Source organism: Paenibacillus pasadenensis DSM 19293 (assembly GCF_000422485.1).
GTDB lineage: Bacteria > Bacillota > Bacilli > Paenibacillales > Paenibacillaceae > Paenibacillus_O > Paenibacillus_O pasadenensis.
In genome coordinates, this window is record NZ_AULW01000078.1 from 1 (window position 1) to 1,685 (window position 1,685).

2 protein-coding genes are annotated in these 1,685 nt (G+C 46.1%); one reads left to right on the top strand and one right to left on the bottom strand.

What is annotated here, in order from left to right:
* The coding region (locus H582_RS26975) for a hypothetical protein (protein WP_156876704.1) at positions 1–563 on the bottom strand (563 nt) is incomplete at its 3' end.
* A 372-nt stretch (positions 564–935) separates the two neighbouring features.
* On the opposite strand from H582_RS26975, the gene H582_RS0110770 reads away from it, so the two are divergent.
* The gene (locus tag H582_RS0110770; RefSeq protein WP_006211803.1) at positions 936–1,280 is read left to right on the top strand and encodes a hypothetical protein; all 345 of its coding nucleotides are present in this window, start codon (positions 936–938) and stop codon (positions 1,278–1,280) included.
* Positions 1,281–1,685: the final 405 nt, after the last annotated feature.

Consider the following 1,685-nt stretch of genomic DNA (forward strand, 5'->3'; position numbering starts at 1 on the left):
AATACCTCTAATACCGATAGTGACTCTACCATTAACGAAACGGTTAATTCCACCAGTGGTGCAACCAACAACAGTGATAATGATAGTTCGGCTACCGTGACCGATACATTAACCTCAACTAGCGGCTCGAACAACGCATCAGACGCCACCAGCACTTCGTCATCGGGTGATAGTACCTCCACCAATGGAGATAATACCTCCACCACAAGTAGTGGTCCTGCGGCCAACTCATCGGATACGGACGCCACCAGCAGCTCAGGTGATAGCACATCAACGAATGGTGATAATACGTCAACCACAACAAGTGGTCCTGCAACAAACTCATCGGATACAGATGCTACATCGAGTGCAGGTGACAGTTCCTCAACCACTGGCGATAATTCATCCACAACCAGTGCCACTGCCACCACAGGTGATAACACCTCTACGCCTACAGCAACAGCGTCGACAGGCGATAATACTACCACCAATACCTCCAATGCTGACAACTCTTCAACGAACGACAACGCAAGCACCGCCAACAGCACGTTAAACTCCACCAGCTGCGCCACCAACGAATCCACGAATACCAGTGAATCCAACAACACCTTTGACTACAACAGCGCCTTAGTGAGCACGGCAAACGGGTTAGCGAGCTCGGCAAACAACTCGGCAAACACCGTCTCCAATGGCAACAACTTCACCGTTGGCAATCAAATTCAAATTAGCGACAATTCCGTGCTTTTAGCCTTATTGCTTTTGTTTTGCAAATGCCGTACCTGCTGTAACTGTCAGCCTTCTAGCGGATCAACAAGCGGCTGTACCTGCGGCACGTCGGGGACGACGAATTTGGAAGGGATTATTTCCAAACTGCTCGATGATGAAAAAAATAAACAACAGCGCATTTTTGATATGTTAAACCAAAATAATTCAATCGCTTAAGGAGGCGTTTACCCATGCTTGAAAACAGTTCAAAAACCACGTTCACGATGTCTCGCAAAAACGGAGAAACCACACTTTCGGTGGCGATCAACAATGGCAGCGACGAAGAAAAAAATATTAACATGGTCGTCAAAGACAGTGCAAACGGCAATGTATTGCCAAGTGTGATCGATGGCACAGCCATCGACAACGGGGTGACGCTGGAACCTAAAGCAATCAAAAACATGGTGATTGATACCACAAACGCCATCGGGCAAATTCTCGTGGAAATGGCAGGTGCAGGGAGGATGACAATGCGTCAAAAAAGTTCGTCATCCGGTGGCAAAACAAGCAACATCATCGAATTGATATTAAAATAAAAAATATGCTTCGTGAAGTATCGCGCAGAAACGATTCCTATAGCGCGATTCGTTGCCGATTCATTTGCTGCACGAGTGTTTCCTCGGTTGCGCAAATCGTCTCTACGAACCATCATGAAGGAATGATCTCCTAATATTAAATGACCGCTAATTAAGATTAGCGGTCATTTGGTGTTTTCAAAGCATACACTTGATGTCCGCTAATGTTTCGGTTAAAATAAGAATATCATGTCCGCTAATGTAAGACAAGATTTGGAGGCTTTGCTAATGAGAGAAACACCGGGGATTTCGGAACAGGGCGATCAGACGATTCAGGACTTCATTCACGCTCTCACCACCCACGAAGATTTGAATCCCAAAACACTAAAAGAGTATGCAAGCGACCTAAAACATTTCATCGGCTGG

Excerpts from the sequence above, each read along its gene's own strand:
- H582_RS0110770 (WP_006211803.1), top strand. The coding sequence starts at position 936 with ATGCTTGAAAACAGTTCAAAAACCACGTTCACGATGTCTCGCAAAAAC.